Raw genomic sequence first — 26097 nt, forward strand, 5'->3', positions numbered from 1 at the left:
CCTGGTGTGTTTCACAATTGATCCAGGCGGGGGCCTGATTAATGAGTAGTACAGACCGGTCAAGGGACGGCGCAAGAAGCCGGACGCAGATTATTCTGCTGTTCGTGGCGCTTATCGTTTTCATCATGTTGCTGTTCGCCAACTTCGCCTACCTCAACACTCAGTCCAACTACGACAAACAGTACATCGGGCACGCTGGTGAGCTGCGCGTCCTGTCGCAACGTATCGCGAAAAACGCCACCGAAGCGGCTGCCGGCAAAACCCAGGCGTTCAAGTTGCTGGCCGATGCGCGCAATGATTTCGACGTGCGCTGGGGCTACCTGAGAAAAGGCGACCCGGCCACCGGCCTGCCTGCGGCTCCTGATCTGATACGCGACGAATTGCGCACCGTGCAACGTGACTGGGAAGGGCTGCGCAAGAGCACCGACGTGATTCTGGCCAGCGAACAAACCGTTCTGTCGCTGCATCAAGTGGCGGCGACGCTGGCCGAAACCATTCCGCAATTGCAGGCCGAATACGAAAAAGTCGTCGAGAACCTCCTGCAAAGCCGTGCCCCTGCCGCACAGGTGGTGGTTGCGCAACGTCAGGCATTGCTCGCAGAACGAATTCTCGGCTCGGTCAACACCGTGCTGGCTGGCGATGAAACGGCTGTGCAGGCCGCCGATGCCTTTGGCCGCGATGCCAGCCAGTTCGGGCGTGTGCTTAACGGCATGCTGGAGGGCAACGCCACGCTGCGCATCTCCCAGGTCGAGGACCGCGATGCGCGGGCGCGGCTGGCGGAGATCGCTGAACTGTTCGAATTCGTCTCAGGCTCCGTGGACGAGATTCTCGAAACCTCGCCCGAGCTGTATCAGGTGCGCGAGGCCTCGGGCAACATCTTCAACACTTCACAAACCCTGCTGGATGAAACCTCGGTACTCGCCAACAGCCTGGAAAACCTCGCCAAGCGCCGCACCGTGAACACCGTCGGCGGCTATGTGCTGGGCTTGCTGGCACTGGCCTCGATCATCCTCATCGGTCTGGTCATGGTGCGCGAGACCAATCGCCAGTTGCGCGAAACCGCGCAGAAGAGCGAGCGCAACCAGACGGCGATCATGCGCCTGCTGGACGAGATCGAGAACCTCGCCGACGGCGACCTGACGGTCACGGCCTCGGTGACCGAGGACTTCACCGGGGCGATTGCCGACTCCATCAATTACTCCATCGACCAGTTGCGCGAGCTGGTGGTGACCATCAACCTGACCGCCGAGCAGGTAGCCGCTGCGGTGACCGAAACCCAGGCGACGGCCATGCAGTTGTCGGCTGCCTCAGAGCATCAGGCGTTGCAGATCAGTGCGGCGTCGACAGCGATCAACGACATGGCGGCGTCCATCGATCAGGTGTCGACCAACGCCTCGGAGTCCTCGGCCGTGGCGGAGCGTTCCGTGACGATTGCCAATAAAGGCAACGAGGTCGTGCAAAACACCATTCACGGCATGGACAACATTCGCGAGCAGATTCAAGACACCTCCAAGCGCATCAAACGTCTGGGCGAGTCATCCCAGGAGATTGGCGACATCGTCAGCCTGATCGACGACATTGCCGACCAGACCAATATTCTGGCCTTGAACGCTGCCATTCAGGCGTCGATGGCCGGTGATGCCGGACGAGGGTTTGCCGTGGTGGCCGACGAAGTACAACGGCTGGCCGAGCGTTCGTCCTCTGCGACCAAGCAGATCGAAACGCTGGTCCGGGCCATCCAGAACGACACCAACGAGGCGGTTATCTCCATGGAGCAGACCACCAGCGAAGTGGTACGCGGCGCACGCCTGGCGCAGGACGCCGGGGTGGCGCTGGGGGAAATCGAAGGGGTGTCCAGGGTGCTGGCCGAACTGATCGAAAGTATCACCGATGCCGCCCACCAACAGGCCGAGTCTGCCGGGCAGATTTCGCAGATCATGACCGTCATTCAACAGACCACTTCGCAGACCACCTCGGGCACCTCGGCCACTGCTGAAAGCATTGGCAACCTGGCGAAAATGGCCAGCGAAATGCGGCGCTCGGTATCGGGCTTTGCCCTGCCGTCATCGAAGAAAGCCGGATGATGTACCGCACATGAACAACCTTGATTGGGTAACGGACGGTACTCGTCATGGCTGATCGTCACGATTACGTTGCTCTTGAGTGGCTGAAGGGCGAGATCGCCGAAACGTTGCGCCAGGCCCGTCAGGCGCTGGACCTGTTCATCGAAGACCCGGCCAATGCTGCTGCGATGGCCGAGTGCCTGAAACTGGTGCATCAGGTTCACGGCAGTCTGCAGATGATCGAGTTCTACGGCGCCGCGTTGCTGGCCGAGGAAATCGAGCAACTGGCGCTGGCGGTCCAGCAGAACCGTGTCAGCCATCCGGTCGAGTCCGAGCAGCTGTTGATCCAGGCCATGAGTCAGTTGCCAGTTTACCTGGAACGCATTCATTCCGCGCGCCGCGATCTGCCGCTGGTGGTCTTGCCACTGCTCAATGACCTGCGCAGCGCGCGGGGCGAAAGTCTGCTCTCGGAAACCAGCCTGTTCGCCCCGCAGCTGGTCGTCGTGCCGCCGCTTGATGAGCAGGAGCTGGCGCGGCGCAATACCCCGGAATTGCCCAACCTGCTGCGCAAGCTGCGCCAGACGCTGCAGGCGGCGCTGGCCGGCCTGATGCGCGAGCAGGGCGTGCAGACCCAGCTCGGTTACATGGCCAAGGTGTTTGCCCGGCTTGAGCAGTTGTGCGAAGACGCGCCGCTCGGTGCGCTCTGGCGGATCGCCTCGGCACTGGTCGAAACCATGCTCAACGGCAACTTCACCAACAGTCCGGCGCTGCGCAGTCTGTTGAAGGACGCCGACAAGGAACTCAAGCGTCTGGCCGAGCAGGGCGTCATCGGCATCAATCAGCCCGCCCCCGAAGAGCTGTTGAAAAGCCTACTGTTCTACATCGCCAAGTCCGACAGCCTGGCGCCGAAGATGCTCGACCTAAAGGATCAGTACGCGCTGGCCGATGCCTTGCCCGGCAACGACGTGGTCAACGAAGAGCGCGCCCGCATGGCCGGTCCGGACCGAGACGCCATGCGTTCGGTGATCGTGGCCTTGTGCGAAGGGCTGGTCAGGGTCAAGGAACGGCTCGACGTGTTCGTGCGCGGCGACCGTCAGCATGTCAGCGAGCTGAACGCGTTGCTGCCGCCGTTGCGGCAGATTGCCGATACCCTGGCGGTGCTGGGTTTCGGCCAGCCGCGCAAGGTGATCATTGATCAGTTGTCTGTGGTCCTTGGTCTGGCGCAGGGGCAGCGCGAACCCAGCGACGCGGCGCTGATGGATGTCGCGGGTGCCTTGCTCTACGTCGAATCGACCCTTGCCGGCATGGCCGGGAGCCACGAGCAGGTCAGCCGCGAAGAAAGCCGCCTGCCGACCACCGACCTGACGCAGATTCATCAACTGGTGATTCGCGAAGCCCGCACCGTGTTGCAGCAGGCCAAGGATGTGATCCTCGATTACATCGACGGCGAGTGGGACCGGCAGCGGCTCGATCCGCTGTGCGCGCTGATCGTGCAGGTTCGTGGTGCGCTGGCCATGATCCCGCTGGCCCGTGCGGCCAGCCTGCTGGCCGCCTGCAACGAATACATTCAGGAACACCTGCTGGTGGACGAAACCCGTCCCACCTGGGTTCAGCTCGATTGCCTGGCCGACACCATCACCGGTATCGAGTATTACCTGGAACGCATGCTCGAAGACCATCAGGCGCCGGGCGACCAAGTGCTGGATATGGCCCAGCAAAGCCTGGCACGGCTGGGCTATACGCCTGCTGCGGACACCCTCGAAGTGCCGTTGCTCGAAGAGATCATCACTCAGGACGAGTTGCTGGAACTGGATGACCGCAAGGCGCTGGTCAGCCCCACGCAAACCATTGCCCAGGTCCTCGCCAGTCCGGTCTCGGCCGTCAACCCTCCCGCCCGTAACGTACCCACCAGCCTGTTGCCGCCCTCCGCCGGGGAAGAGGCGGTGGACGACGAGTTGCGCGATGTGTTTCTCGAAGAGGCCGACGAGGTGCTCGACGCGCTGCGCGAGTACCTGCCGCGCTGGTTCACCTCGCTCGGCCGCGACGGCCACTGGGACAGCACGGCGCTGACCGAAGTGCGTCGTGCGTTTCATACCCTCAAGGGCAGCGGCCGTATGGTGCGTGCGCTGATCCTCAGCGAACTGGCCTGGTCGGTGGAAAACCTGCTCAACCGGGTGCTGGAAGGCGATGTGCTGCCGGGCATCGAAGTGCAACAACTGATGAGCGAAGTGCAGGCGCTTCTGCCGTCGGTCATCCGCGATTTTGCCGAAGATGCGCAGCGCCAGCGCGACGATGTCGACCTGTTGGCGGCTCGCGCCCATGCGTTGGCCAATGGGCTGGAGCCACCGACGCTGCCGGCCGTGGATGATCCCGCGCCAGGCAAACCTGTTGCCGACGAACCGCTCGATCCACAGTTGCTGGAGATTTTCCGTCAGGAAGCGCTCGGCCATCTGAATACCCTCGGCCGCTTCCTCGACAATGCCGAACAATCAGCGTCGCCGGCGATCAGCGACGCGGTGCTGCGTGCGTTGCATACGCTCAAGGGCAGCGCGCACATGGCCGGGGTGCTGCCGATTGCCGAACTGGCCAGCCCGCTCGACCAGTTAGTGCGTGAATACAAGGCCAACCTGATCGATATCGGTTCACCGGAGCTCGTCCTGCTGCGCAGCGCCGAACCGTTGCTGCACAAGGGCCTCGAACAACTGGACAGCACGCCGCTGGCCGATATTCCGGGCGCCGCGCCGCTGATCGAGGCTGCCCTGGCGATGCTCAACGACCGCCTCACCGTGGTGCTGCGTGAGTCGGACAGCGGCCTGCGTATCAAGCGCAACCCCACGCTGCTTGCCAGTTTTCTGGCCGAAGGCATGGACATCGTGCTGGATGCGGAAAACCTGCTGCGGGGCTGGCGGCAGCACCCCGGCGAACGCCAGGAACTGAGCGCGCTGCTCGACGAGCTGACCACCCTCGGTCATGGCGCGCATCTGGCCGACCTGCCGCAGGTCGATGAGCTGTGCGAGGCCTTGCTCGACCTCTACGGCGCGGTCGAGGAAAGCAGTCTGGCAGTCAGCGAGCGCTTTTTCGATGTGGCAGAAAATGCTCACGAAGCGCTTATCAACATGCTTGATCAGGTGGCCGCTGGTCAGGATGTCGAGCCACGTCCCGAATGCGTGCGTGCCTTGAACCAGTTGCTGGATCAGGCGCTTGACCCTTCGGCGACCGGGCTGGTCAAGAGCGACGGCCACCGCACCTTGAGCGTTACCGAGCTCAACGCCGCCACCGCGCAGCTGGCCAGCGAGGCCGGGCACACTGAGACTGAGGTTGCCGGGCCGGACGACGAAATCGTCGAGATATTTCTGGAAGAGGCCGTCGATATCCTCGACAGCGCCGGTCAAGCCTTGCAGCGTTGGCTGGCCGATCCGGAAAACCCCGCGCCGCTGGCCTCGCTGCAGCGCGACCTGCACACCCTCAAGGGCGGTGCGCGGATGGCTGAGGTGGCCGAGGTGGGCGATCTGGCCCACGAACTGGAAAACCTCTACGAAGGCTTGATCGACCGGCGCTTCAACCATTCGCCGACGCTGGCCGAGCTGCTGCACGAGAGCCACGACCATCTGGCGATTCTGCTCGAGCAACTGTATCGGCAGGAGGCGCTCAGCGACCCTTCGGCCTTGATCGAGGCGCTGCGCAGCTGCCGCACGCTCGAGAGCGCCGGGCCTGAGGCGCAGGCCTCGCCTGCCGCCAGTGAAGATCCTCCAGAGCATGACACCGAGCTGCGTGAAGTCTTCCTCGAGGAAGGTTTCGACATCATGGAAAGCTCGGGCGCGGCATTGGCGCGCTGGCAGGCCGATCCGCACAACATGCTGGAAGTCGAAAACCTGCTGCGCGACCTGCACACCCTCAAGGGCGGCGCGCGGATGGTGGAAATTGCTCCGATAGGCGACCTCGCCCACGAGCTGGAGACGCTTTACGAGGGGCTTTCCGCCGGCAGCCTGCAGCCCGCGCCGTTGATGATGGGGCTGTTGCAGAGCGGCCAGGATGTGCTGGCCGACATGCTTGATGCCGTGCGCAGTGACAAGCCGCTGCCTGACGCGACCTTGCTGATTGAGAGCATTCGCAGACTGGCCACCGACGAGCCGTCGGGCGCAGTGCTGGCTGCGCAGGGCCTGGAGATCCATCCGGAGTCGGTGGTCGCCGTGGCCCCGGTCGCCGAGGGCGAGGTCGAGCGCAGCGGCCCGGAAATGGTCAAGGTGCCTGCCGAGCAACTGGAAGACCTGGTCAACCTGGCCGGCGAAACCTCCATCTTCCGTGGACGTATTGAACAGCAGATTATTGATTCACAGATCGCCCTGGTAGAGATGGAAACCACCATCGAGCGGATGCGCGATCAGTTGCGTCGTCTTGATATGGAAACCCAGGGGCGCATTCTCAGCCGTGAGCAGGTTCAGGCCGAGCGGCTGGGCTATGAAGAGTTCGACCCGCTGGAAATGGACCGCCATTCCCAGTTGCAGCAGTTGTCGCGCGCTTTGTTCGAATCGGCGTCCGACCTGATGGACCTCAAGGAAACCCTCGGTGCGCGCGCCCGCGACGCGGAAACGCTGCTGTCGCAACAGGCCAGGGTCAACACCCAGCTTCAGGAAGGCCTGATGCGTACGCGCATGGTGCCGTTCGAACGATTGGTGCCGCGCCTGCGTCGCGTGGTGCGCCAGGTGGCCTCGGAACTGCACAAGAAAGTCCATTTCGAAGTGGGCAACGCCGACGGTGAAATGGACCGCAACGTGCTGGAACGAATGGTCGCGCCACTGGAGCACATGCTGCGCAATGCCGTCGATCACGGGCTTGAAAGCACCGAAAAACGCATCGCTGCCGGCAAGCCGGAACAGGGCCATATCAGTCTGGAATTGATGTACGAAGGCGGCGATATGGTCATCGAACTGAGCGATGACGGCTCGGGCGTTGACCTCGCAGCGGTACGCCGCAAGGCCATCAAGCGCGGCATGATCCATCCGGATGCCGATCTGTCCGACCATGAAGTGCTGCCGTTCATCCTGCAGGCGGGTTTTTCCACCAGCGAGATCATCACCCAGATTTCCGGCCGTGGCGTGGGCATGGATGTGGTGCACGCCGAGGTCAAGCAACTGGGCGGTTCGATGGTCATCGACTCGGTACCGGGCCAGGGCACGCGCTTCCGTATTCGACTGCCGATTTCGGTGTCGGTCAACCGGGCGTTGATGGTGACGTGCGGCGAAGAACAGTATGCGGTGCCGCTCAATACCGTCGATGGCATCGTGCGCGTCATGGCCAATGAACTGGACGGCTATTACCAGACCACCCCGCCGCGCTATCAATATGGTGGGCGCAGTTACGAGTTGCGCTATCTGGGCGAGTTGCTGGGCAGCAGTCCGCCCCGGCTGGCCGGGCAATTGCAGCCGCTGCCGGTGCTGCTGGTGCATCTGCAGGATCAGTGGGTGGCGGTGCAGGTCGATGCGCTGGCAGGCTCGCGCGAGATCGTGGTCAAGAGCCTCGGCCCGCAGTTCTCCAGGGTGCAGGGCATTTCCGGTGCGACCATCCTGGGTGACGGGCAAGTGGTGCTGATTCTTGATCTGATGGCGAAGATTCGTACCTTGCAGGGCTTGCCTTTAAGAGGAGGCATGGCGCCTGCCTACCACGAAGCCGAGCACGCCAGACCGCTGTTGGTGATGGTAGTGGACGATTCGGTGACGGTGCGCAAAGTTACCAGCCGCTTGCTGGAACGCCACGGCATGCACGTGCTGACCGCCAAGGACGGTGTCGATGCCATGACCCTGTTGCAGGAGCACACGCCTGACATCATGCTGCTCGATATCGAAATGCCGCGCATGGACGGCTTTGAAGTCGCCAGCCAGATCCGCCAGGACGAACAGCTCAAGGAATTGCCTATCATCATGATCACCTCCCGCTCGGGCCAGAAGCATCGCGATCGGGCGATGGCGGTGGGCGTCAACGAGTACCTGAGCAAGCCGTATCAGGAAACCGTATTGCTGGAGAGCATCGCTTACTGGAGCCCGGCACATGTCTGAAGGCACGTTTCAGACAAGCCGTCTGACCAGCCTGACCGGCTTGCTGGTGCCGTTGAGTGACCGGCATCTGCTGCTGCCCAATGTCGCGGTCGCCGAGTTGATCGATTATCAGGATTGCAGCGCAGAGCCGGATGCCCCTGAGTGGTACCTCGGGCCGATCAGCTGGCGCGAACTGACCTTGCCACTGCTCAGCTTCGAAGCTGCCTGCGGAGGCCGCACCCGCGTTGGCGGTCGAGCCCGGATCGTGGTGCTCAACGCGCTGGGCGGACGCAACGATGTCAGATTCATCGCCCTGCTGACTCAGGGCATCCCGCGCTCGTGCAAGGTCGACAGCCAGTTGAGCTACGTCGACGTCCCGCTGGCCGAACTGGAACTGGCCGCCGTACAGATCGGCGAAACCGTAGCCCGCATTCCCGACCTCGAAGGGCTGGAACAATGGTTGGTGGATGCAGGGCTGTCATAGTTAAAGAGGACGCGGAGCGTCCAGAACGGCATGCGACGCGTAGCGCCGCACGATAGGGTGATGATCGTTCCTCACGCACAGCGTGGGAATGCCGTGCGTGACGCTCCGCGTCACAGATCTGCGCCGCGCCGCACACTCAAGGCAGGACGCGGAGCACGCTGAGCATGGGCACGATAGGGAATCAAAGCCTCACGACGAACAGCTGATTTCCAGGTGCTTGCCCCAGTCCGGCGGGCGTTGGGCGTAGCCTTGCATGCCGGGCTGTTCGGTGAAGGGGGTGCAGAGCACCTGATGCAGGCGGCGGACTTCTTCGTAGTCGCCTTTTTCCGCAGCAGCGATGGCGTTCTGCGCCAGGTAGTTGCGCAGGATGTACAGCGGATTGACTGCATGCATGCGGGTCTGACGCTCCTGCTCGGTGCCGTTGTCCTCAAGGGCAATACGCGCTTGATACGCTTGCGCCCAGCCATCGAAGCCCTTGATATCGACAAAGTCGTCACGCAACGTGCGCAACGCCTCGGCGGCTGGCTGATCACCCAGGCGGCGGAAGAACAGGGTGTAATCCACGCCGCTGTTCTGCATCAATTTCAGCAACTGGCTGACCAGTTGTTCATCCTGCTCCTGAGCAACGGTCAGGCCCAGTCGGCGGCGCATCAGGTCCAGGTAGTGGGCCTGATACAGCGGCAGGAACAAACCGATGGCCTCACGCAGCGCTTCCACGCTGATGAACGGGGTCAGCGCCTGTGCCAGCGCGCTGAGGTTCCATTGCGCGATAGGCACCTGATTGCTGAAGGAGTAGCGACCTTCGTGATCGGAGTGGTTGCAGATGAAGTGCTCATCGAAATCGTCCAGAAACGCGAACGGTCCGAAATCGAAGGTAATGCCCAGAATCGACATGTTGTCGGTGTTCATCACACCATGGCAGAAGCCGTAGGCCTGCCACTTGGCAATCAGCTCGGCGTTGCGCTCGACGATTTCCCGGAACATCGCCAGATACGGCTCCGGCTGCTCCTGGCAATGCGGGTAATGCATCGTCAGCACATGCTCGGCGAGGGTCTTCAACTGCTCTGGCTGCTTGGTGTAGAAGAAGTATTCCAGACTGCCGAAGCGCACATGACTCTGTGCCAGACGCAGCACCATAGCGGCATGTTCCTGGGTTTCGCGCCATACCGGCGTGCTGGAGCTGACCACACACCCCGCGCGGCTGCTGGGGATGCCCAGTGCGTGCAGCGCCTCGGAAGCCAGAAACTCGCGGATCGACGAGCGCAGTACGGCGCGCCCGTCACCCATCCGCGAATACGGCGTGCGGCCGGCGCCCTTGAGGTGCAGGTCCCAGTGCTCGCCGGCGTCGTTGTACACCTCGCCTAGCAGCAGGCCACGGCCATCCCCCAGGCGCGGGTTGTAGGAGCCGAACTGATGCCCGGAATACACCATCGCCCGAGGCTCTGCTTCGGACCACAGCTTGTGGCCGCTGAAGATTTCCGCGAACAACGGCAGATCGGCCTGTCCAGGCGCCAGGTCCAGCAGTGCCAGCGCTGACTGGCTGGCAACCACAAGCTGCGGCGCATCGATGGGCTCAGGCAGCACGGAAGTAGAAAACGCATCGCCCAGACGGGCAAAGCGGTTGTCGAAAATGAGTTCGTCGAGTGCTTTCAAAGCGTATCGCCTCCAGAGGGGAATTTCAGGCTTTCAACGAAGCGGCGGCCTGCCTGGCTCGTCGGGCGTGTTGCAACGGTCAGAACCCGTAGACCGGGTCCCTGGGTGGTAGTTCTGGTGATCGGGCCTGCGCCCGGACTACCGGTTCCGGCTTCGCTCGAAGGCGGCCAGAATCGTTCGTTCCGATTGCACCAGATAATCCTCGAGCATGCGCGTCGCCTCATCGGTCTTGCCCGCGTCCAGGCGCCCGAGTACCGCAGCATTCATGTCCAGATAAGGCGAATGCAGAAGCTCCGGATTGTTGAGCAAGCCGAAGGCCAGCCGCAACTCTGCCGATATCTGCGCATAAAACGCCACCAGTCGCGGGCTGTCGGACCGCTCGACGATGGCCTTGTGAAACATCATGTTGGCGGTGCCCACGGCAATCCAGTCCTTCGCTTGACGCGCCTGCACGCCGGCCTCGACCGCATTGCGCATGTGCAGCACACCGGGATGCTGTGGATAAGCCTGGGCAATCGCTCCACATTCGATGAAGCGTCGAATGCGGTAGATATCGATGATCGAAGCCATATCAGGCTTGGCCACGGTGACCCCGCGATTGGGCTCGTGGGTCAGCAGCCCTTCGCGGGTCAACACTCTGAAGGCTTCTCTCAGGGTGTTACGGGAAATATCCAGACTCTCGGCGAGAGCGGCTTCCGAGAGGCGCTGACCAGGTACCAGCTCGCCCTCGACTAGCATTCTGCGAAGCTCAGTGGTGATCGATTCTCCGAGGGTGCGAGGGAGGGCAGAGGCAGCGTCGTTCATAAAGGGTCCAGAGAAAGAAAAGCCAGGTCGATATTCCACGACAGCTCTTTGGCTGGCAAGGACGAAGGTCAGCAGATGCATCATCAGGTAGCACATCTGAGTCCCTGCGTAACAACATGGTGCATGTGGTTGATCTATATCGCTTGTATTGTTCAACAATACTATCTTTATGTATCTACAAGTTGGCGTACTTGAATGACCTTTGGCATGGTCATTGCTCTGGCATAATACCTCTCATCTCAGGAATGCCGCCGTGACACAGACTGCCAATGAGTTCACCAAGGCGCGCCGCGCCTCTTTGATCGCCGCGATCTTCATGATGGCGACGTCTGCCATCGGTCCTGGCTTTCTGACCCAGACAGCTACGTTTACTGCGACGCTGGGGGCGGCGTTCGCTTTCGGCATCCTGGCCTCGATCCTGATCGATTTCGTGGTGCAGCTGAATGTCTGGCGCATCGTCACGTTGACCAAAATGCGCGCGGCCGATCTGGCCAACGCGGCGATTCCGGGCAGCGGTTATCTGCTCGCGGTACTGGTCATCTTCGGCGGCCTAGTGTTCAGTCTGGGCAACATCGCGGGTGCGGGTCTGGGTTTGAATGCGTTGACCGGTCTTGACCCCAAATGGGGTGGCGCCTTGAGCGCGCTGATCGCCATTGCGATCTTCTCGTCGCACCGCGCCGGCATCGCCATGGACCGCATCATGATGGTGCTGGGCACCCTGAAGGTCTGCCTGATTCTGTTCGCTGCCTTTGCCTCGCACCCGCCGCTGGGTGAAGCGCTGCGCCAGACCATCCTGCCGGACATGGTCGATTTCGCGGCCATCACCACCATTGTCGGTGGCACGGTCGGCGGCTATATCACTTACGCCGGTGCTCACCGATTGCTGGATCGCGGCACCGTCGGGGTCGAGAACATCGATGTGGTGTCCAAGGCGGCGCTGACCGGTATTCTGGTCACCGGCGTTGTTCGTTACATACTGTTTCTGGCGATCCTCGGCGTGGTCGCCAGCGGCGTCGTCATCGATGTGTCCGGCAAGGGTGCAAACCCCGCAGCCCAGGCGTTCACCGCTGCCGCTGGCAACTTCGGCCTGATCATGTTCGGCCTGGTGCTCTGGGCGGCCGGCATCAGCAGCGTGATCGGCGCGTCCTATACGTCGATGTCGTTCATCACGGTGTTTTCCAAGCGCATCACCGAACGCGCGCGCAACCTCGCGACTGTCGGCTTTATCCTGATCACCGTGGTCGTATACGTCATGTGGGGCAAACCACCGGCCGCGCTGCTGGTCTTTGCCGGGGGCTTCAACGGCTTGATCTTGCCACTGGGCCTGAGCATTTTCATGTACGTCGGCTGGCGCCGGTCCGACATGATGGACGGCTACCACTACCCGCGCTGGCTGCTGGTACTGGGCGTGCTGACCTGTCTGCTGTCGTGGTACATGGCGTTCAAATCAGTCGGTCCTATCTTTGCCTTCATCAATGCAGCCTGATTTCGGAGAATAAAAATGTCTGCAATAGACCTCAACAGTGATCTCGGTGAAAGCTTCGGCGCCTGGAGCATGGGCGATGACGAGGCGATTCTCGATGTGGTCAGCAGCGCCAACGTGGCCTGCGGTTTCCATGCCGGTGACCCGGCCGGGATCCTGCGTACCCTCGAGGCCGCTGCGGCCCGGGGCGTTGCCATCGGCGCGCATGTGGCCTACCCGGACCTGGTAGGGTTTGGCCGCCGCAACATGGACGTCCCGTCCGACCAGCTGACCGCCGATGTCATTTATCAGATCGGTGCGCTTCAGGGCCTGGCCCGCAGCGCCGGGACCCGCGTGAGCTACGTCAAACCCCACGGCGCGCTGTACAACACCATCGCTGGTGATCAGCGTCAGGCCGCGGCGGTCATTCAGGCGCTGCTGCGCATTGATCCCGCGCTGAAGCTGGTGTGCCTGGCCAACTCGCCGCTGCTCGACTGGGCACGCGAAGCCGGGCTTTCCTGCGTTGCCGAAGCGTTCGCCGACCGCGCCTATACCGCTGAAGGCAAGCTGGTCTCGCGCTCGCGGCCCGGTGCCGTGCTGCACGACGCCGAACGGATCGCCGAGCGCATGCTGCGCCTGGTGCGCGAAGGCGTCATCGAGGCTGAAGATGGCCGCGAAATCAGCCTGCAGGCCGATTCGATCTGCGTGCATGGCGACAGTCCGGGCGCGGTGAACATCGCGCGTATTCTGAAAGACCGTTTGCACGACGCAGGCGTCACTGTCCGCGCATTCAATCGAGGCTGATCATGAATTCACTGCAACTCGCCCGCGAGGCAGCCAGCGCCGCCCGTGCCCGTTATCGCCAGGGATTCGTCGCGCCGACCGCTGGCCAAGCGCCCGGTCTGACCCAGTGCAACATGATCACGCTGCCGCGTGAATGGGCGTATGACTTTCTGCTGTTCGCGCAGCGTAACCCGCAAGCCTGCCCGGTGCTGGATGTGACCGAGCCCGGCAGCCACACCACGCTGTTGGCCGAGCAGGCTGATCTGCGCACCGACCTGCCGCTGTACCGGGTCTGGCGCGACGGGCAACTCGCCGAAGAACTGAGTGACGTGAGCCACATCTGGGCGCAGCACACTGATCTGGTCAGCTTTCTGATTGGCTGCAGTTTCACCTTCGAAACCGACCTGATGCACGCCGGCATCGATGTGCGCCACATCAGCGAAGGCTGCAATGTGCCGATGTACCGCAGCAACCGCGTCTGCCGCCCGGCCGGACGCCTGCAGGGCAACATGGTGGTGTCGATGCGCCCGATCGCCGCGGACCGGGTTGCCGAAGCGGCGCGCATCACCGGTCGCTACCCCGGTGTGCACGGCGCGCCGGTACATGTCGGCGAGCCTGGACTGCTCGGCATCAACGACCTGGCGAGCCCTGATTTTGGTGATGCGGTGACGATCAGGCCCGGCGAGATTCCGGTGTTCTGGGCCTGCGGCGTGACCCCGCAGGCGGTGGTCATGGCGTCCCGTGTGCCGTTTGCGGTTTCCCACGCGCCGGGCCACATGTTCATTACCGATATTCCGGACAGCTACTACCACGTATAGGAGAGGCTCATGCGTTTCTACCCGGCCAACCTGGATGCACTCCTGGTTGAACTGTCGAATCTGGACGAGACCCTGGCCCTGTTCGAATCGTTACAGCAGATGCCCATCGCTGGCGTCGAGGAAATCGTCCCGGCCGCCCGAACGTTGCTGGTGCACTTTCGTCCGTCAGCCATCGGTTTCAAAGCGCTCGCCACACAGATCGCCTCGCGCGACATTCGTGGCAAGGCCCGCGAGGCGGGCAAGCTGATCGAAATACCTGTGCATTACAACGGCGAAGACCTGGCCGATGTCGCCCGCGAGCTGGACATCAGCGTCGAGGAAGTGATCAAGCGCCACACCGGCAGCGACTACAACGTTGCCTTCTGCGGCTTTGCACCCGGTTTTGCCTACCTCAGCGGCGGTGCCGGGTTTGTGGTGCCACGGCGCAGCACGCCGCGCACACGTATTCCGGCTGGCGCCGTGGCACTGGCCGGTGGTTTCAGTGGCATTTATCCTCAGGCCAGCCCCGGCGGCTGGCAGATTATCGGGGTGACCACCTCAACCATGTGGGATCTGGGCCGCGACGAGCCCGCCTTGCTCCAGCCTGGCTACCGCGTGCGTTTCCAGGATGCCGGTCCGCTCCCGGAGACCCGTGTGCAGGTTGCTGCACCTGTCCGACCGCAGGCGACGACGGTCAGCGAAGACTATCTGCAGATCGAGACGCCAGGTCTGCAAACCCTGTTTCAGGACATGGGGCGTCCCGGTCGGGCGGGGCAGGGTGTTTCCGCATCGGGCGCGCTGGATCGCGGCGCCTTGCGCGCTGCCAACCGCGCGGTGGGTAACGATCCGGCGACGGCGTGTCTGGAAATTCTCATGGGCGGCCTGACCTTCACCTGTCAGGGGCAGACCGTTGTGGCGATTACCGGTGCTCAGGCCCGCGTAGAAGTGCAGACCGCCGAAGGGCAAAAGTTGCAGGCGCCCTTGTATGCACCGCTGGCTTTGCAGAACGGCGATCAGGTGAGCATCGGTTCGCCCAGCGCCGGCCTGCGCAATTATCTGGCGGTTCGTGGCGGTTTCATTCATGAGCCGGTGCTTGGCAGTCTGTCCACAGACACGCTGGCCCAGGTTGGGCCCGCCGCGCTGGCCGCGGGTGACCGGCTGGGCTTCACGCGCAGAACCGGTGGCCCTGCGGTGTCGACTGCCGAACAACCGGCCTTCGAGATGCCGCGTAGCGATGAGGTCATCATCCTGGATGTGGTCATGGGCCCGCGCAGTGACTGGTTCAGCGCCGAAGCCCAGCAACTGCTGGCGCAACAGACCTGGCTGGTCACGCCGCAATCCAACCGTATCGGCATTCGCCTGGCAGGCGAGCAATCGCTGCAACGTGCCGTCGATGGCGAGTTGCCCAGCGAGGGCACCACGGTCGGCGCCATTCAGGTGCCGCCCAGTGGCCAGCCGGTGCTGTTCCTGGCCGATCACCCGTTGACCGGCGGTTACCCGGTCATCGGCGCAGTCGCCACCTACCACCTGGACAAGGCCGGGCAGATTCCGGTCAATGCCCGCATTCGCTTCAACCCGCTGAGCGCCTTCGAGCCAGTGCGCCCCGCCACTTCAGACGAGACCAAGAACAGATGAAAAAGGTTCTGATTGCCAATCGTGGCGAAATTGCCGTTCGTATTGCCCGTGCCTGCCGTGACTACGGAGTCGCCTCGGTGGCGGTGTACGCCGATGCCGATATCGACGCGCTGCACGTGCGTCAGGCCGATGAAGCCTATGGGCTGCAGGGTGAGCGCCCGACCGACACCTACCTGAACATCGAAAAGCTGCTGGCGGTTGCCGCGCGCGCCGGTGCCGACGCGGTTCACCCAGGCTACGGCTTTCTCTCGGAGCGCGCCGAATTCGCCCGCGCGGTGATCGACGCCGGTCTGATCTGGATCGGTCCCGATCCAGCGACCATCGACGCACTGGGCGACAAGGTCCAGGCCCGGCGCATTGCCCTGAAAGTCGGCGCACCGCTGGTGGCCGGTACAGAAGACCCGGTAAAAGATGCCTCTGAAGTGGTCGCGTTTGCCGAGCAGCACGGCCTGCCGATTGCCATCAAGGCAGCCTTTGGCGGCGGTGGTCGCGGCCTGAAAGTCGCCTGGAAGCTCGATGAAGTCGCCGAGCTGTACGAGTCTGCGGTGCGTGAAGCGGTGACCGCGTTCGGTCGTGGCGAGTGCTTCGTCGAGCGCTTTCTGGACCGCCCACGGCACATCGAAGCGCAGATCATCGCCGATCGTCATGGCCGGGCGGTTGTGGTCGGCACCCGTGATTGCTCGTTGCAGCGTCGCAACCAGAAGCTGATCGAAGAAGCGCCAGCGCCTTATCTGAATGACGAACTGCGCCAGCGCATTCACGAGTCGGCTCGCGCGGTCTGCGCCGAAGCGGGCTATGTCGGTGCCGGTACGGTGGAGTTCCTGCTCAGCGGCGATGGCACCCTGTCGTTCCTGGAGGTCAACACGCGTTTGCAGGTCGAGCACCCGGTGACGGAAGAAACCAGCGGCGTGGACCTGGTCATCGAACAACTTCGCGTCGCCGACGGCCTGCCGCTGTCGTTCGATGGCACGCCTGTGCCACGCGGCCATAGCTTTGAATTCCGTATCAACGCTGAGGACGCGGGCAACGGCTTTCTGCCGACGCCGGGGTCTATCACTTTATTTCAGCCGCCGTCCGGTCCGGGCGTACGCCTGGACACCGGCGTTGCAGAAGGCTCAAGGGTCTCACCGAACTTCGACTCGATGATCGCCAAGCTGATCGTCACCGGCGCAACCCGCGAACAGGCCATCAGCCGCGCCCGCCGTGCGCTGGCCGAGTTCAAGGTGGAAGGCGTGGCCACCGTGCTGCCGTTCCACCGGGCGGTCATGGACCATGACGACTTCACCGCGGCCAATACCTTCGCCGTCCACACCCGCTGGATCGAAACCGACTTCGCCGAGCACGTCACCATCGCCCCGCGCAACGCAGAACCGGTCGACCCCGGCGTGCTGCGTACCTTCGTTGAAATCGACGGCAAACGCCACGAACTGGGCCTGCCTGCTGCGCTGCTGGCCGGCATGAGCCTGAACGCTGCCGCCCCGGCTGACGCCAGCCAGCCAGTCGCCGATGCTCAGGACCCGCACGCAGTGCTGACACCGGTCGCGGGCAACCTGCATGCCTGGGCGGTTGAAGACGGTGCGACGGTAGAGAAGGGACAGGTGATCGCCATCATGGAGGCGATGAAGATGGAAACATCGATACTGGCACCGTGTGCCGGAACCGTGCAGATCAGCAAGGAGCCTGGGGGGTATCTGGAGGCGAAGGTGGTGATTGGGCGGGTTGAGGCCTGATTTAATCGCTAATCGCTAGTGTGTCGACCGTGCTGTAGCCCGGTCGACACACACTTTCACTCTTCTCAATCCAGCCGCAACTCAGGCGGCTCGGGCGCATCTTTGGTCGCCGGGGTCACTTGGGTATTCACCGGTTGCAGGGTCGTCTGCCCAGCCGGTGCGCCGTGCTTGTCACCGGGCTCTGCGGGCACCAGTTTGTATTCCAGGCCCTGGGTGTTCTTGAGGTAGATCTCCATCTGGCGGAACGAGATGTTGATGTGCTGCTTCTTGAACTCGCGATTGATGAAGCGGTTGATCTCGTCGAGCACCGGGTTGCGGTCGCCCAGGTCGCGTACGTGCATGCGCAGTTCGTGGTCGAGGGTGCTTTCGCCGAAGTTCAGGAAGTAGACGATCGGTTCTGGCTCCTTGAGCACCCGAGGGTTTTCCCGGGCGGCTTGCAGCAGCAGGGAGCGCACCAGGTCCAGGTCCGAGCCGTAATCCACGCCCAGCTTGAGGGTTACGCGGGTGACGGTGTCGGTCAGCGACCAGTTGATGAGCTGGCCGGTGATGAACGTCTTGTTCGGGACGATGATGTCCTTGCGGTCGAAGTCGGTGATGGTCGTGGCACGGATGCGGATCTTGCTGACCGTCCCCGACAGGGCGCCGATGGTGATGGTGTCGCCGATCCGCACCGGACGTTCGAAGAGGATCATGATGCCGGAAATGAAGTTGGCGAAGATTTCCTGCATGCCGAAGCCCAGACCCACCGACAGCGCCGCGACCAGCCACTGCAATTTGTCCCAGCTCACGCCCAGCGTCGACAGCGTGGTGACGAAGCCGACGCCGGCGATGGTGTATGACAGCAGCGTGGTTGTCGCGTAGGCACTGCCCTGCGCGAGGTTCATGCGTGACAGCACCAGCACTTCCAGCAGGCCGGGCAGGTTGCCGGCGAGTACGAAGGTGATGACGATGATCACCCCCGCGCCGAGGAAGTCGCTCAGGCTGATCGGCACCATGCTCATGTTGGCCCCGGTGCCACTGGTGTATTCGTAGAGAATGATGTTGTCCAGGTAGGCGAACACGGTGATCAGCTCGGCCCACACCAGGTACAGCGCGCCGACGAATCCTGCCAACAGGGCCAGACGGATCAGGCGCAGCGACTGCTGGTTGACCTGTTCAATGTCCAGCTTGGGTTCTTCGACCGGAATGTCGCTGTCGCCGTTTTCTCTGGCTGCCTGACGCTTGGCCAGCGCGCGCTGATAGGCCAGACGCCGGGCGGCCACGCTCAGGCCACGGACGAACGTCGCCTCGACCATCAGCCAGATCATCATCAGGTACAGGGTGTCGATCAGGCGGTCGCTGAGCTTGAGCGCGGTGTAATAGTAGCCAAAGCAAACCGCGAGGAAGAGCGCGACCGGCAATGCCGTGAACACCACGCCGACGGTTTTGCGGAACAGTGAGGCATTGTGATGCGTGGGGCTGGAGATCAGCAGGCGGGCGAGCAGCCAGGTCATCAGGGCGTAACAGGTCAGAACTACGCCGATCCCCAGTACGTCGTCGGCCAGTGCGGCAGGCTGGTGTTCAGCAACGGCCACCACCGCCACCAGGGCCAGAACGACCAGCCCCAGACGCCGTACCCAGCCACGCAGGAACTCGACCTGCGCGGTCTCCCAGCGGAAGTGCAACTGCGCAACGCCTTGCGGTGCAAGTACGCGATAGGCGGTGTAGAACACCAGCCAGGCGAGTGCGATCTGCAGCAAGGCCTCGCCGAGGTTGGCGTTTTGACCGCGGGCGTCGATCTGCAGGGCGTAGCCGCACAGGGCCAGTCCCAGTGCGACGGGCATGGCCAGCAGTACGTTGAACAACAGCGCCAGTGGCGTTTTCCATTGACTGTCACGCTTGAAGTGACCGATATCGGCGTGCAGGCGATTGAGCTTCTGGTACAGCGCCTTGCGTCTCCAGGTCAGTATGCCGATCAACAGCAGCAAGGGCAGGAACAGCAGCGGGCGCTGGGTCAGGCCGTCTGACAGTTCGCTTAGGCTGGACGTCCAGGGCAGGGTGGAGACCTGCTTTTGCAGGCGTGGCCAGATATTCTGAAACCATTCCACGTCCAGCGGCTTGTTGCTGGGGATCCAGAACATCTGCTCGTCGAGTGTGGCGCGCAGCCCCTGAGCGGTGCTGGTCAGCTGTTTCTGGTTCAATTGCAGCGTGATGGATTCGTTGAGCAACGCGCTTAGCTCGCGATTGAGGCGCTCCAGCAAGTCACTGCGGGTGATGGCCAGGTCCAGCAGCGTCCGGCGCAGTTGCAGGGTGACGTTTTCAGGCGGCTGGGTAGCGAGCAGCCGCTCGACGTAAGCAGTCGGCGTGCTCATCTGTTCGCGTTGCTGGTTGATGTCGAACTGATACAGGCGGATGTTGGCGATTTCGTCGGCCAGGCCCTTGTCCAGCTCCAGATGCGGCAACGCCTGCTTCTGCTTGTAGAGAATCTTGGACAGCAGCAGGCTGCCGCTCAGTACGTTGATCTGCTCGCTGAGGGCTTGATCGGTCTGGGTCAGGTTGTCGAGTTGCTGCTTGGTCTTGAGGTTCTGCTGAGTTAGCTCGTTGAGGCGATCGGTGCCGCGCAACAGGTAGTCCGACAGCTTGAGGTTGGCGGCGCTCTCGGTGGCCAGCAGGCTGCTGCCGCCGGACTTCTGCGCTTCCAGGGACAGGTCGGCGACCGTTTTTTGCGACTGGGCACGACGCTTGTCGTTGATCAGGGTCTGCAGGTCCTGAATTTCCTGCTCCTGGCGCGCGACCTTCTCGGTCAGCAAGTCATGCTGGCTGTTGCCCAGGTCTTGTAATTGGCTGTTGCCGGCCAGTTCCTGGCGACGCAGCAGGTTGAGGGCGTTGATCGAGGCCAGCTCTGCATTGAGCAGGTTTCTTTGGTCGGCGCTCAGCGGTTTGCCGTTGTCCTTGCCATTCTTGAGGATGGCGTTGATCTGCTGGATGCGCGTCTGGTTGGCGCTGATCTCAGTCTGCGCACGCTCCGGCCGCGTTTGCGCGGTAATGGCCAGGCTGTTGGCGTCGTTGAGTTCGCTCTGCAGATCACTTTGCTGGGTGCTGCGCTGACTGAGCAGTTGCTCCAGCTGCGGTACGTCGAGGCCGCCATAACGCTGGGCCACGGGCACCACTTTGCTTTCTTTCAGGCGGGCCAGTTCACGCTGGTTTTCCGACGTCTGTTTTGGCGCCTGGGCAAGCTGCTGTTTGAGCGCTTCGAGTTTCTGTTCGCTGTCCTTCTTGCTGGCCAGGAAAGCCAGTGTCTGCTCGAGGACTTGTTGCAGTGCCTTTTGCTCGGCGTCTGGCAGCTTGCGGTCGGCAATCTTGTCGAGGCTTTGCTGAACAGCGTCGCTGCTGGGCGGGTCGGCGGCGAGCACCGGGAAGGAAGACAGGCAGAGCGCAAACAGTGCGGCAGCACAAAAGGAACGCAGGGAAAACATAGACACCGGTCGCATGATGATACGTGTGGGTTGGCAGTTTAAAGGAACAGTCCGGGGCCCGGGCGGGTTCCTTCGGGGAATTTGACGCCCACTTTCTGGATCTTGTTCCCGTCCATGACGGCAACTGTCCAAATAGTTCCATTCCATTCAATCTGGTCGCCCACCACCGGCTCGCCACGGTTCTTCTGCACAATGAACTGGCTGAGCGGCATGCCTGGGTCGATGCCGTCGAGTTTCAGGCCATACAGGGCCGCCACTTCACCCAGCCTTGCGTCGCCTTCAAGCACGAAGTCGCCGAAGAAACGCAGGTCCAGCCCACGCTGCGGTGCCTGGCTGAACAATTTGCCCAGCGCTGGAAGGTCATGTTCGTGGCCTATCACGCACAGCAGATCACCCACTTCCAGCGTCGTGCTGCCGGACGGATGGAGCAGTTGCTGGCCGCGGAACAGTGCCGCGATACGCGTGCCTTCCGGCATCTTCAGTTCACGCAGAGCCGCGCCAATGCACCACTTTTCGGCGCCCAGGCGGTAGACGAACAACTCCCATTCGCTGGTGACGTGCACCTCCAGCGCGGCCCGGGAAATCGGCGCGGGATCAGGCGGAACCGTCACTTTGAGCAGTTTGGCCATCCACGGCAGGCTGGTGCCTTGCAGCAACAGCGAAACCAGCACGATAAAGAACGCCAGGTTGAAGTACAGCTGTGCGTTGGGCAGGCCGGCCATCAGCGGGAACACCGCGAGGATGATCGGTACCGCGCCACGCAGGCCGACCCAGGCGATAAAGGCTTTTTCGCGATCATGGAAGGCCTTGAACGGCAGCAGGCCGACCATCACCGACAGTGGACGTGCCACCAGAATCATCCACAGCGCCAGACCCAGCGCCGGTATCGCAATCGGCAGCAGATCGTGCGGCGTGACCAGCAGGCCCAGCACCAGAAACATGCCGATCTGCGCCAGCCAGGCCATGCCATCGAGCATGTGCAGGATGCCGTGGCGACTGCGAATCGGCCGGTTGCCGAGCACCAGACCGCACAGGTAGACCGCGAGAAAGCCGCTGCCGTGGATGGCGTTGGTCAGGGCGAAGATTGCCAGGCCACCGGCAATCACCAGAATCGGGTAGAGGCCGGCGGCCAGATTGATGCGGTTGACCAGCTGCAGCAGGATCCAGCCGCCGCCCAGACCGATAAAGCTGCCGATACCGAATTCCTGGATCAGGTGCCCCAGCAGTCCCCAGTGCAAGCCGGTCTGCCCACTGGCCAGCATGCCGATCAGGGTGACGGTCAGGAACACGGCCATGGGGTCGTTGCTGCCCGACTCGATCTCGAGGCTGGCGGTAACGCGCTCGTTCAAGCCTTTGCCCCCCAGCAGTGAGAACACCGCCGCGGCGTCTGTGGAGCCGACGATCGCGCCGATCAACAGGCCCTGAATAACGCTGAGATTGAACAGCCACGCAGCCATCATGCCGGTCAGTACCGTGGTGATCAGCACGCCCACCGTCGCCAGCGACAAGGCCGGCCATAGCGCAACCCGGAAACTGGCCACCCGCGTTCGCAGCCCGCCGTCGAGCAGGATGACCGCCAGCGCAAGGTTGCCGACCAGGTAGGCGGTCGCGTAGTTATCAAAGATGATCCCGCCGCCATCGACGCCTGCGACCATGCCCACTGCGAGGATGATGACCAGGATCGGAATGCCGAGGCGTGACGAAAGAGAACTGACCAGGATGCTCGCGGCTACCAGCAACGCGCCGATCAGGAACAGGCTGTTGATGGTGGTGGCGTCCAAAGGCGGTACTCCGTAGAAAACTGAATTGAAGCGGGAAGGGCGAAAGCTGACCATGCAGTCCGCGTGCCAAGGGATTTAACCTGTTGAATTGCTTGGCTGTCAAAGAGCAATTTCGAGCGATTGACCCAGACCGGCGCTTCCGGGCTCACGATTGGTTGCAATCCAGCGGCTGACACATAGTTATATACCGCAGACCAGGCCTTCTTGCCCCCTACTGTAGGGGCTCCAACCACCAAGAAGGTTTTCATCATGGACGATGAATTTGCAGCACAGTACGACTTCGGCGATGACGACAGGGCTGGCGATGATGACTCTGACGCAGAGTTCTGGGCGCGGGTAGACGAAGACTCTTCGGTCAGCGATTACTTCCGCCTCAACCCGATCAGCCTACAGTCACCTGCCGCCCTTGCTGCGCGGGATGTGGCACAGGAATGCCAGTCAAGGTGGGGTATCGAGATCGATCCGGACGACACTTTGATCGCCACGCTGTATATCGAGGACCCGAAGCTCTATCCCGCTCCTCACCGCGCCAATGTCGCTCACTCGATGACGCTGACCGAGGCGCTGCTGCGCAACTGGCAGCAAAACGGTAATGGCGACTGGTTTGATCACCTCGGGCATTTGCAGCCCCATCATGAGGACGGTCTCGACTGTCAGGTCGTGGATGAAAAACTGCCGTCCTATGACTGCGTCGCTTATGAAGCGGTGTACCGGAAAACCGCTCCGCAGCACTACGATTCGACGACGCAACTGCACCTGACTGCCGAGGCGTTCAAGCAGTACATCTGGGATCACAACCTGCAAGCCGGCTATCTCGCCTACCTGAAACAGTTCTGGCAGGCGCACGCCGACGACTACAACCTGATGCTCAAGGCCGGTCTGTTCAGGGCGGCCTGGCTGCAAGCCGAGGAAAACACGCTCAAGGCCGAGCACAAGGACATGGTGCTGGAGGCGCTCGGGCTGCCTGCCGATCAGGGTTGGAAACAGCTGAGTTTCGACGCTTTTGTCGCCGCGCCGATTTCCACTCGCGTGACGATTTCCGAGTTGCAGGTGCATGGCTACAGCGCCGCCGACATCATGGTCATACGCAGTGCCGATTCGCCGACCGTGCTGCTCTACATCCCTGGCAACTCGTCACCGATTCATACCTTCGCCAACGCCGACGCGCTCAAGGACTGGATCGCGCTGATGTGCAAGGATCCAGGCAAACGTCGGTCTTTCGAGGGGCATTTCAGTGCTGCGGATGACGTCGATGGCTTTTTCTACAGCGGCGTTGCCACCGCCCTCAGAGGCTTCGCTGTCTACCCGAAACTGCTGGACGCGGCGACCGGCGGGTGGAACCCGCGCAAACTGGTGCAGTTCGGCGAGCCGCTACAGCCCTGGCCGTTCTCGCACTTCAAGGATCGGGTCAAGGCGAAGTCTGAAGCGGACGCGCTGCAAAAAATACGCAGCCATAGCGATTACTGGAAAGAGGAAGCCAGCAGTGGCTTGAGCGAGTGTGTGTCTGTTCTGGGCGGTGTTGCCATCGTCTTTCCCGAACTGATTCCGGTCATCGCGGGGCTGTCCCTTGCACTGGTCGGGCTGGGTGTCGACGCGGCGGTCAATGGCCGCACGCTGGACGAGCGCCAGGCAGGGCTTGGGCGGATTGTCTTCGGCGTATTGAACGCGCTGCCGATTCTTGCCGAGGAGGGCGCTGCGGTCGAGGCTGGCGCCGAAACCGGGCTGATTGACGAGGCGGGAGGCGGTTATGAGGTTTCTGGCCCCACCACACCGATCGACCCTGTTATCGAGGTCGAGCCGATTCCGGTGTTCAGGGAAGAGCCGCCGGCCTTGCGTTCGCTCGATGCCAAAATGCGCCGCCTGTTGCGCGCGCTCGAAGTGACTCAAGACCTGCCAGGGCTGGCCTCGGGAGAAGTGGCAGGCATTTATCCGCTGCAAGGCAAAAGTTACATCGAGCTGCATGATCAGGCGTTTCGGGTCGAGTGGGTGCCACAGGAAAAGCAGTACCGGATTCGCTCTGATTCTGATCCGCGTGTCTGGGGGCCTTACGTGAAGACTATCGACGCCGGCTATTGGGATCTGGACCTCAAGCTTGGTTTGCGTGGCGGGGAGAGCTTTGACGGCTCGCGATTACCGCCGGCCAGTGAGGCAGACAGCGCGGTGGTGGCGGTCATACCTGACGAGCCCGCAATCGAGGTGCAGCGCTGGGGCCCCAAGGTACAGGTCGAGTTGCCACTGGATCAGATCATGGTCGAGGAGGTACAGAGCCAGGCAAAAGGGACGGTCGTAGAGAAGTACTTCATTCAGATCGGAGGGATCAGGAAGAACGTCTATTACGATGCCGATATTCCGTGCTGGCGCACTGACCCGTCTTCAAATGGCCTTGTCTGGCTGGACCGCAACGGTTTCTGGAACAGTGGGTCGGAGGATGCATTCAGGAAGGTAGAGGCAAAACTGCCACAGAGCCGCCGGTTCGAAATCTATTCTTTCCCTCGCGTGCCCAGGTTGTCTGCAGATGCCGAGCCCATCAGCCGAGTGATTCATCACATATGGCTGGGCGAACGCATGCCGGGCGATAACCTGCTGGAAAAGATGCTGGATAACATGCGCACCAGCCCGGACTTGCGCTTCGAACTGCATATCGACGTCCACCACCCGACGGCGCATCAGCAGTTGCTGGATTACTTCAGCGAACATCCGCAGATGCGGATTTCCAGGCTCAAGGAAGAAGCGTTTTTCCCCACGTTCCTGAAGGGTGAAAATGGCGAGGCGTTCAACTATTTCATGCACTCGGAGAATCGTAATTATGCGGCGGCGTCGGACATTCTGCGCTATCGGCTGATCAACGAATACGGCGGCATTTATCTGGATTGCGATGACACCATCAATGTCCCTTTCGCAGGCACGCCATTGAAAGCAGGGCCCAATGATGTATTGCTGGGCAGGCGTCTGGACGCGCCGCAACTGAGCTACACCGGCCCGGGTAACAGCCATTTCGCCAGCCACCCGGACAACCCGGTGCTGAAGAGGATCCTGAAAGAAATAAACATGCGTTTCCAGAATGAAAAACAGACCAACAAGGCGTTTTTCAGTACGCGCAGACCTTTCATCGATCACAGCAGCGAAGCCTCGCGTAGCGCCTCCAGAGACCGAATGACACCGTACATGACGCGCATTTCCGATCTGACCGGTCCCAAACTCATGTCAGACGTCTTGAGAAAGCTGCGACCTGACTATTTCGATCTGCTGGAGCGTTCCTATTTGCCGGTCGATGAGGTCTTGTCCGTGTTGTACATCGAACACCTGAACGAGGCCGTGGACTTTTATTTTCCATTCAAGGGCAGGGCGAAAATTTCCCCGGGCTCAGAGAATGGTTGGTAAGGCTTCAGTGTTTGCAGCGGCTCGTCGGCTGAGCCGC

At 62.0% G+C, this 26097-nt stretch carries 13 protein-coding genes; 9 read left to right on the forward strand and 4 right to left on the reverse strand.

All coding sequences use genetic code 11. The features are described 5' to 3' along the window. Positions 1–41: 41 nt before the first annotated feature. Genes V476_RS13505 through V476_RS13515 form a run of 3 tightly spaced genes read left to right on the forward strand, consistent with a single transcriptional unit; the run spans position 42 to position 8579 of the window. Positions 42–2084 carry a methyl-accepting chemotaxis protein gene (locus tag V476_RS13505; protein WP_024959628.1) on the forward strand — a complete coding sequence of 681 codons (2043 nt, stop codon included), beginning with the start codon at positions 42–44 and terminating at the stop codon, positions 2082–2084. A gap of 47 nt (positions 2085–2131) precedes the next feature. Next, positions 2132–8116 carry an Hpt domain-containing protein gene (locus V476_RS13510; protein WP_024959629.1) on the forward strand — a complete coding sequence of 1995 codons (5985 nt, stop codon included), beginning with the start codon at positions 2132–2134 and terminating at the stop codon, positions 8114–8116. Further along, the gene (locus tag V476_RS13515; protein ID WP_003392217.1) at positions 8109–8579 is read left to right on the forward strand and encodes a chemotaxis protein CheW; all 471 of its coding nucleotides are present in this window, start codon (positions 8109–8111) and stop codon (positions 8577–8579) included. The genes V476_RS13510 and V476_RS13515 overlap by 8 nt, the downstream gene beginning before the upstream one ends. A gap of 189 nt (positions 8580–8768) precedes the next feature. Here V476_RS13515 and selO read toward each other — a convergent pair whose 3' ends face one another. Further along, a complete protein-coding gene (gene selO, locus V476_RS13520) occupies positions 8769–10232 on the reverse strand; it encodes a protein adenylyltransferase SelO (RefSeq protein ID WP_003316751.1) in 1464 nt (487 codons plus the stop codon). A gap of 138 nt (positions 10233–10370) precedes the next feature. Next, positions 10371–11036: a GntR family transcriptional regulator gene (locus V476_RS13525; protein ID WP_080278458.1), complete on the reverse strand. Its 666-nt coding sequence runs from the start codon at positions 11034–11036 to the stop codon at positions 10371–10373. 253 nt (positions 11037–11289) lie between these two features. On the opposite strand from V476_RS13525, the gene V476_RS13530 reads away from it, so the two are divergent. From V476_RS13530 to V476_RS13550, 5 genes are read left to right on the forward strand one after another with little or no spacing between them, the layout of a single operon-like run. Further along, complete coding sequence (locus V476_RS13530) at positions 11290–12522, forward strand: NRAMP family divalent metal transporter (protein ID WP_003345192.1); 1233 nt, start codon at positions 11290–11292, stop codon at positions 12520–12522. Between the two features lie 15 nt (positions 12523–12537). Continuing rightward, the gene (locus V476_RS13535; protein ID WP_024959631.1) at positions 12538–13302 is read left to right on the forward strand and encodes a LamB/YcsF family protein; all 765 of its coding nucleotides are present in this window, start codon (positions 12538–12540) and stop codon (positions 13300–13302) included. Positions 13303–13304: 2 nt separating this feature from the next. Continuing rightward, on the forward strand, positions 13305–14099 hold the full coding sequence (locus V476_RS13540; RefSeq protein ID WP_024959632.1) for a putative hydro-lyase: 795 nt from the start codon (positions 13305–13307) through the stop codon (positions 14097–14099). 9 nt (positions 14100–14108) lie between these two features. Further along, positions 14109–15713 (forward strand): 5-oxoprolinase subunit B/C family protein, encoded by a 1605-nt coding sequence (locus tag V476_RS13545; RefSeq protein WP_024959633.1) that lies wholly within the window; start codon positions 14109–14111, stop codon positions 15711–15713. After that, positions 15710–17443, forward strand: a complete 1734-nt coding sequence (locus tag V476_RS13550) for an acetyl/propionyl/methylcrotonyl-CoA carboxylase subunit alpha (protein ID WP_024959634.1) — start codon at positions 15710–15712, stop codon at positions 17441–17443. Before V476_RS13545 ends, V476_RS13550 begins: the two co-directional genes overlap by 4 nt. Positions 17444–17508: 65 nt before the next feature. On the opposite strand, the gene mscK is transcribed toward V476_RS13550, so the two are convergent. Together mscK and V476_RS13560 are read right to left on the reverse strand one after the other, a co-directional pair. Next, complete coding sequence (gene mscK, locus V476_RS13555) at positions 17509–20898, reverse strand: mechanosensitive channel MscK (protein ID WP_024959635.1); 3390 nt, start codon at positions 20896–20898, stop codon at positions 17509–17511. A gap of 38 nt (positions 20899–20936) precedes the next feature. After that, positions 20937–22679 (reverse strand): potassium/proton antiporter, encoded by a 1743-nt coding sequence (locus tag V476_RS13560; RefSeq protein WP_003422423.1) that lies wholly within the window; start codon positions 22677–22679, stop codon positions 20937–20939. A 249-nt stretch (positions 22680–22928) separates the two neighbouring features. On the opposite strand from V476_RS13560, the gene V476_RS13565 reads away from it, so the two are divergent. Then, positions 22929–26060, forward strand: coding sequence for a dermonecrotic toxin domain-containing protein (locus tag V476_RS13565; protein WP_024959636.1), 3132 nt, complete (start codon positions 22929–22931; stop codon positions 26058–26060). The last annotated feature ends 37 nt before the right edge of the window (positions 26061–26097 follow it).

The sequence above is a fragment of the Pseudomonas syringae KCTC 12500 genome (assembly GCF_000507185.2).
Taxonomy (GTDB): domain Bacteria; phylum Pseudomonadota; class Gammaproteobacteria; order Pseudomonadales; family Pseudomonadaceae; genus Aquipseudomonas; species Aquipseudomonas syringae.